General features: G+C 43.9%; 10 protein-coding genes. 3 read left to right on the top strand and 7 right to left on the bottom strand.

All coding sequences use genetic code 11. From position 1 onward, the window contains the following. A partial coding sequence (locus tag IKG78_RS05800) for a hypothetical protein (RefSeq protein WP_290940764.1) occupies positions 1 to 489 on the bottom strand: 489 nt, incomplete at its 3' end. Between the two features lie 29 nt (positions 490 to 518). Between IKG78_RS05800 and IKG78_RS05795 the strand changes: the two genes are divergently transcribed. Beyond that, the gene (locus IKG78_RS05795; protein ID WP_290940768.1) at positions 519 to 1,289 is read left to right on the top strand and encodes a LarC family nickel insertion protein; all 771 of its coding nucleotides are present in this window, start codon (positions 519 to 521) and stop codon (positions 1,287 to 1,289) included. A 40-nt stretch (positions 1,290 to 1,329) separates the two neighbouring features. Then, a complete protein-coding gene (gene larE, locus IKG78_RS05790; protein WP_290940761.1) occupies positions 1,330 to 2,139 on the top strand; it encodes an ATP-dependent sacrificial sulfur transferase LarE in 810 nt (269 codons plus the stop codon). Between the two features lie 62 nt (positions 2,140 to 2,201). Here the strand turns inward: larE and IKG78_RS05785 are convergent, their stop codons facing one another. The 5 genes from IKG78_RS05785 to IKG78_RS05765 form a co-directional block, all read right to left on the bottom strand. Continuing rightward, on the bottom strand, positions 2,202 to 2,603 hold the full coding sequence (locus tag IKG78_RS05785; RefSeq protein ID WP_290940757.1) for a hypothetical protein: 402 nt from the start codon (positions 2,601 to 2,603) through the stop codon (positions 2,202 to 2,204). 90 nt (positions 2,604 to 2,693) lie between these two features. Next, the gene (locus IKG78_RS05780) at positions 2,694 to 3,122 is read right to left on the bottom strand and encodes a hypothetical protein (RefSeq protein ID WP_290940755.1); all 429 of its coding nucleotides are present in this window, start codon (positions 3,120 to 3,122) and stop codon (positions 2,694 to 2,696) included. 505 nt (positions 3,123 to 3,627) lie between these two features. After that, entirely contained in the window at positions 3,628 to 3,825 is a 198-nt protein-coding gene (locus IKG78_RS05775; RefSeq protein WP_290940752.1) for a TM2 domain-containing protein, read from the bottom strand. A gap of 15 nt (positions 3,826 to 3,840) precedes the next feature. Continuing rightward, positions 3,841 to 4,746, bottom strand: coding sequence for an FISUMP domain-containing protein (locus IKG78_RS05770; RefSeq protein ID WP_173565019.1), 906 nt, complete (start codon positions 4,744 to 4,746; stop codon positions 3,841 to 3,843). Further along, positions 4,743 to 5,252, bottom strand: coding sequence for a hypothetical protein (locus IKG78_RS05765; protein WP_290940746.1), 510 nt, complete (start codon positions 5,250 to 5,252; stop codon positions 4,743 to 4,745). The genes IKG78_RS05770 and IKG78_RS05765 overlap by 4 nt, the downstream gene beginning before the upstream one ends. A 259-nt stretch (positions 5,253 to 5,511) precedes the next feature. Between IKG78_RS05765 and IKG78_RS05760 the strand changes: the two genes are divergently transcribed. Further along, positions 5,512 to 5,787 carry a helix-turn-helix transcriptional regulator gene (locus IKG78_RS05760; protein WP_290940741.1) on the top strand — a complete coding sequence of 92 codons (276 nt, stop codon included), beginning with the start codon at positions 5,512 to 5,514 and terminating at the stop codon, positions 5,785 to 5,787. 10 nt (positions 5,788 to 5,797) lie between these two features. Here IKG78_RS05760 and IKG78_RS05755 read toward each other — a convergent pair whose 3' ends face one another. Further along, positions 5,798 to 6,481, bottom strand: coding sequence for a DUF4405 domain-containing protein (locus IKG78_RS05755; protein WP_290940736.1), 684 nt, complete (start codon positions 6,479 to 6,481; stop codon positions 5,798 to 5,800). Positions 6,482 to 6,594 lie beyond the last annotated feature (113 nt).

The raw sequence follows: 6,594 nt of genomic DNA, 5'->3' as shown, positions 1-6,594 counted from the left end.
ATAAATATAAATTTGACTATCATTTTCATTCATAGTCATTACATGGTAATATTTTTTTATTCCATTAAATGCAGTTTCAAGACATTTTTCTGCCTCGGCTTCATTTTCATTTTCTAAAAAATTATCACTTGCTTTCATTAAAGCTTTTATTCCGTCTTCATATGAATGATTCTTATTATAAGAAGCATAAGCTTTTTCTATTGAATCATATGCATCAGAAGGAGATTTTGATTTTAAATATATATTACTTATTTTTTCGTACTCTTTTGCTTCTTCCCAAAAACTTTCTTCTTTTTGGAAACAGTTTATTAAACTTTGACGAGCTTCTAATTCTTTTTCGAAATTATTAGAATTGTGAAATTCATCTGCTGATGTTTTTAAATAAGGAATCGCACTTGTATAATCGGGACTGAAACGACATTTTAAACAAGATGTTTTTAAATAATTTATTCCTTTTTTGTATTCTTTTAAAGCATTTTTTTCTGACATATTTTTTAAAATTTAATTTATAGAGATATATTAAAACAGGGCTCAACGAAGGTTCTGGTTTTGTAGAAACGCAACATGGCCAATTGCCGATTCCCGTTCCGGCGGTAGCGCACATTGCAGAAGCAGCGAGCATCGCACTTCACATCACCGAAACGAAAGGCGAAATGGTTACACCCACGGGAGCCGGTATCGTCGCAGCTCTGCGGACACAAGAAACACTCCCCGCAGGCTACAAAATTTTAAAATCGGGCATAGGTCTCGGCAAGCGCGATTTCGGGCGTGCAAACTTCTTGCGGGCACAAATCATCGAGGACTCCGCAGGCGACAAATGCGGCGACGCAACATCCAGTGCCACAGGCTGCACCCCCGCAGATTGCAACGTTTTCCAGATTGAAGCGAACATCGACGATTCCACTCCCGAAGAATTGGGCTACGCCATGGACAAACTCTTCGAGGCGGGTGCCCGCGATGTCCATTTTATCCCCTGCTACATGAAGAAAAACCGCATGGGCACTCTCCTGTGCGCTCTCGCCGACAACGAGCACCTGGCCGCCGTAGAGAAAGCCATTTTCTTGCATACATCGACCGTCGGCGTACGCCGTTTCCCCGTAGAACGCACCTGCATGGCCCGCAGCATCTTCGAAGTCGAAACGGAATTCGGCAAGGTTCGCGTCAAGAAGTCCGTCCTAGGCGACATCGAAAAAATCAAACCCGAATTTGACGACCTGAAAGCATGCGCCGACAAGGCGGGCGTTCCCATTCGCGAAATCCAGAAAGAGGTCGAGAAGAAACTGCACTAAAAGCGAGTTGTCAATCCGCAATTTTTGTATTTTACTTTACATGGAAAGCTTGAGCCAAAAGTTTGAAAAACTGAAAGCCCTCTTGCGCGAAATGGACCGCGTCGCCATCGCATTTTCTGCCGGCGTAGATTCCACGTTCCTTGCGAAAGTCGCCCACGACACTCTGGGCGACAACATAGTCGCCTACACAGTCCAGGCGGGAATGGTCCCTGAACGCGAAATCGCATTTTCCCGAGAGTTCTGCAAGTTGCACGGAATCCCGCAACAGCTGATAGAAGTTGACGAAATGCAGGTAGAAGGCTTTGCCGAAAACTCCAGGGAACGCTGCTACTTCTGCAAGCGCAACCTGTTTTCGAAAATTGCAGAATGCGCAAAGGCCGCAGGATTTTCAGTCGTCTGCGAAGGCAGCAATGCCGATGACATTCACGATTACCGCCCCGGAATGCGCGCCCTCCAGGAACTCGGCATCAGGAGCCCCCTCCTGGAATGCGGACTCGCTAAAGCAGACATCCGCGAACTTTCGCACCAACTAGATTTACCCACATGGGACAAACCTTCCTTCGCCTGCCTTGCAAGCCGCATCCCTTATGGAGAACCCATTTCCCGGGAAAAGCTTTCCATGATATCAAATGCGGAACAACTGCTTTTTGAACTGGGCTTCAAGCAGTTCCGCGTGCGCCTGCACGGCAACCTCGCGCGCATCGAGGTGTTGCCCGAAGATTTCGATACGGTACTAAAAAATCGCGACCAGATTCTCGCGGCCTTCAAGAAAATAGGATTTACCTACATCTCGCTAGACCTGCAGGGCTTTCGCAGCGGCAGCATGAACGAGACTTTAGCCGCGAAGTAATGAAAAATTGAATTAAAAGCCCCCTCGTTTTTCCGAGGGAGCCTTTTTGACGATATGTCCGTTTATTTCACGAAAACGGCGAGAAGTTTATGCGCCTCGTCGCCTTCGGCAAATCGAATTCCACCTACGTTATGGTACTCGAATCCCGAGAACTGCTGCAATTGCAGTGCCGCAAATTCGCGGTCCTGCGAATAGCAAAGGTTCAGGCGGAAATTTCCGTTGTCGCTTGTTTTAGGGTGGCCAATTCTTTGAATTGTCGCCTCCAAATCACTTGAAGGTGCCCCGACAATCGCCTGGATTTTTTGCCCTTCCGTGGGGCTAAACTCCAGGCATATTCCCACAACGGGTGAATTCGTCTTAGTGTAGGTGACGTTTGTCTTGAAACCGAAAAATTTCTTTTCGGTCTTGATATAGGGCTTATTGAAGAGGGCGTTAGCCATCTCCATCTTGGAAATGTTTTCCATGTTCTTTCTCTTTTTTAAAATGAATGATATCGCGAACCCGGTAAGGGCCGCGGCCATTTACTAGTGTTTAAGGCTTGGAGAAAGAACTTGCTAACAGAGCATTCGCTCTAGCGTGTAAACGTAATATTCTTTAGGTTTTTGATAAACTAGCGGTAAAGGGAAGCCGCAATGGATGCAAATAGTTGAGCGCGCGATTTTAGTCGCAAACGGTGTAGCCTGTTGTTTGGACGTTGCCGGACTGCGCCCGCCATAGCCTTGAAGGCTACCGCTTCGCGATGTCCGCAATGAAACCAGCCTGCCCGACCTGCGCGTAAGCAGTGTTGCATCAGCTGTTGATTCTCGAGACAGGTATAACGGATTATCGGCAAAATCGTGAGCGGTGAAAACTTTCTCACTTTCTGCAACCTGACCAAGTTCGGTGCCGTAATCGTAAACAAAAGAACCCTCGACAATAGCAGAAAGAATCGCGAATAACGCGACTGCAATCATCGAAAGGATGTTTTGTTTAATACGCTTCATTGTACTAATAATGTACAAATCTATACCTTCATGAGTTTCGCCACATAATGCACCACGACGGCAAACAACACAATGATGGCGATATAGTCCACGAAAAAGAGGGCGTTTCCCAGCCCCGATATGTCATCCCCGCGAAGGCGGGGATCTCCTATCGTCTTTTGCAAGGGGCTGGGTCGGGCTATATTTTAACGCACTTCGGGCGGCCCTTGCAAGCCGCCCGAAGTACTGTTAAAACCAAGCCTCGCTACGCAAGTCTTGTCCCCAAGGGGTCACTATCCCTAACGCGAAAGCAAACAGAGCTTACTCTCCCTTACATTTCACAGTAAGCGAGAACTAAAGAAGATTTTCCTAAAGCCCCTACAAAAGAAAAGATTTGAGATTTATCATTAATTTCAAATCTTTTTTAGGGAAATAGTTCCCTTACAAAAACAATTCAATTTTTTCAAAAAAGCAGAGTCGCCTGTCATTCTCAAGCGACTCTATTTTCCCCTTATAGATATAAAAATTATGCAGTATAATCACCATCTTTAGGTTTTAAATTTCCCGAAATGATGAGGATGAGGTCAATCAACCACATAATACCGAAAACACCTCCCGTAAGCAACTTGAGAACGCCCAATCCGGTATATCCCAGATAGAAACGATCTACACCAAGACCGCCTAAAAGAAGCGACAGAATTATAGCTGTTGTTTTATTTTTCACAACAATCTCCTTGGTTTAATCTTTCAAACATCTCACAGATGCATATGAATTTTTGTACTTCCAGTCAATATCTTGAAGGAACTCTCCGCCAATTCCCTGTTGAAATCTAAACAAAGCAGCCTTTGGAGCATACTCGCAGACATGACGGCCTCTCGTTACTTTATCATAGCAAGAAGTATTTTCATCTGCGAGCCACATTGCAAAATGATCCCCGGCACATCCCTCACTACAACAAATTCTTTTTCCTGTATCAAAATCTGTCATCATTTGGAGAGGTTTACATTTATCCAGCTCCCTGTATTCGCCAGTTCCTGAAGAACGAATACTCATACCAAATGTATTATCACATTGTTCCTGTCCATTGTTATAAGCCCAGTATTCCGGTTCACAGAGAGATACTCCATAGAACCACATATTCTGTACAACCCTTTGGCTTCTACCTCCATTCTGAGGGAAAATAAATTCTTTCAGATCCCCCTGAATCATTTCCAAATAAGAATCCTGCCAATTACCAGCATCTTTAAGGCTTTTAACCGAAATGTAGGTTAACAACACTTTCACATCTTCAACCGTTGGTATATGCCATCCCGCAGGGCAAATTCCTTGGTGTTTTTTTGAAATTGGTCTATCTTCGGTTCGGCTTTCCATGTCATAATCTTCTTTAGCCTCTTGCTTAATATCCATCGCAGAATTCCAAGTGTACAAGCGTCCGAAATCCTCACATCCCGCACATATGTTTTTGCCCTTGCCATTTTTCGACTTATAATTCAGATTCTCAGCCATCCATTCCTGTTTGCCAATTTTTACGGTCTTATACTCTCTCCCTTCATAAGAGATTTTCCCCTGTTTTACCTTGCCCGACTCGGCAAAGGCAATGGTTGAAAGCAATGTAAACGCCATAAGAATTTTAATTGTTTTCATTTTTTCCTCGCTGTATAATTACAGATTCTTTGTGTGTCATAAATCTCATCTTTTAAGATTCTCGGATTATGACTTTGGTCAAAAAGGTTTTGATATTGCTTGTAATCACTCTCGTCAACAGAGCACATTTTGTTATGAAAAATTTTGTATCCGCTCATCGTTGTAGAGTCCAAAGGACAATCTAGCTCCTTTGCAAATTCATATTTCTGCGTAAGGAACATATATTGCTTCAAGCAAACATTTACAACTTTTTGAGCCTGACCATAAGACACATCATATTTCATGGACAATTTTTTAATTTCTCTTCGTATTTTTACATTAGACAACTCATTATCATCCATTTCTTTTATCAATGACAAACATGTTTTTACAAGAGCCTCACGAAATCCTGATTTCGGTTTCCGCTTATTTTTTGATATAGATCTACCTAATTGGGATGCTCGGCCGAACTCTATGACAAATAGCTGGAGTTCTAGAAGCCTCATTTTTTCCAATTCAGATTTCAATTTGGTTTCTAACATATACTGCAAAAATTCTCTTCTATAAAAATGATCCTTGAAAAAAATTATAAAGAAGGTTGCCAAACGGCAACTTAAAATTTTGCAAAAACAGTTTTTTCCTCTATTTTAGCTTGAATTATGATATAAGGAAGCCAAACGGCAACCATAGGTCGGGGCTGATATACAAGCAAATCAAAGATTCTTTTGAAAATAGGTTGCCATACGGCAACTATTCAACATGGTCTATTCGCTAGCTTTGTAAATTATGCTAGACCCCGAAGTGACCATAAAGCACATTCGCGAAAACATCCGTCAAAAGATTCAGGATGCGGGCTATGCAACTATTGAAAAGTTTGCCTACGAGAACGGACTCACCAAATCAACCATTACAAGAGCTATCAACGGTTCTAGAAATCCCCGTCTTATAACGCTCATCGAAATAGCAAATGGTTTGGACATAAATCTATCCGAATTATTAGACCTACATCAAATAGAGTTTAATCAAGGGAAAAAGATTAAAACATTAAACCCTAAAAAATAAGTTTTCATTTTTACTTTCTGTAATGCGAATATTTAAGCATTACTTTCGCCACATAATGCACCGCGACGGCAAACAGCACGACGATGGCGATATAGTCCGCGAAAAAGAGAGCGTAGCCACGTTCCGCATCAAAGAAGAAGAAGGGCTGCTGCAGGAACATGTATTTCCAAAGCCCGCGAATCACAAAGGCGTAAATTCCGTAACCCGCCACGAGAGCGGCAACTATGCGAGTTGCGACAAGCGCCGCCTTTGACTTGAATGCGCCTGCAAGTCCCAAGCGGTTTGCAATCAGGCTTACATGCAGCCCGATGTGGAACGACATGAAGACGTAATACCAGTGGCTTGCGAGCAGGTGCGCCGTGCGGGAGAAGTTTGCGCCCGATTCAATTCCGAGGAATGCGAACACATGGTTCGAAAGCATGATGCCGCTCACCATCAAGAAAATCGCGCACAAAAAAATCCCGCAATTCACGACCGCCTGCAAGATGCGGAATGCGTTGTAGCGGCCCTTGAACAGCGAAAGAAAAAATCGCCGGTTCAGCGTGATGTGCACCGCCCACAGAACAAGCAGCACCACGCCCAGAATCTCGTGAACGGCCGTCGATTCAAAAAAATAATTGCCGCCCATCAGCACGAGCGTCGCGACCGTCATCGCGATATCAAGCGGCATACGGATTTTGGCGGAAATCGGCATATCAAGGAATATACATTATTTCGTCTTCACGCCGTTTTTCTCGAGCCACTTGGCCACATCTTTCGAGAGGCTCGAACCGCCGGAGTAATGCACCGAAAGGCCTTCGCCGATTT

The organism is Fibrobacter sp. (genome assembly GCF_017545445.1).
In the GTDB taxonomy this organism is placed as follows: Bacteria; Fibrobacterota; Fibrobacteria; order Fibrobacterales; family Fibrobacteraceae; genus Fibrobacter.
This window is presented reverse-complemented; position numbering and strand designations above follow the sequence as displayed.

What these genes read in the sequence shown, in the direction of transcription:
- larE (WP_290940761.1), top strand. Translation starts at nt 1,330, where the DNA reads ATGGAAAGCTTGAGCCAAAAGTTTGAAAAACTGAAAGCCCTCTTGCGC.
- IKG78_RS05785 (WP_290940757.1), bottom strand. Translation starts at nt 2,603, where the DNA reads ATGGAAAACATTTCCAAGATGGAGATGGCTAACGCCCTCTTCAATAAG.
- IKG78_RS05780 (WP_290940755.1), bottom strand. Translation starts at nt 3,122, where the DNA reads ATGAAGCGTATTAAACAAAACATCCTTTCGATGATTGCAGTCGCGTTA.
- IKG78_RS05770 (WP_173565019.1), bottom strand. Translation starts at nt 4,746, where the DNA reads ATGAAAACAATTAAAATTCTTATGGCGTTTACATTGCTTTCAACCATT.
- IKG78_RS05760 (WP_290940741.1), top strand. Translation starts at nt 5,512, where the DNA reads ATGCTAGACCCCGAAGTGACCATAAAGCACATTCGCGAAAACATCCGT.
- IKG78_RS05755 (WP_290940736.1), bottom strand. Translation starts at nt 6,481, where the DNA reads ATGCCGATTTCCGCCAAAATCCGTATGCCGCTTGATATCGCGATGACG.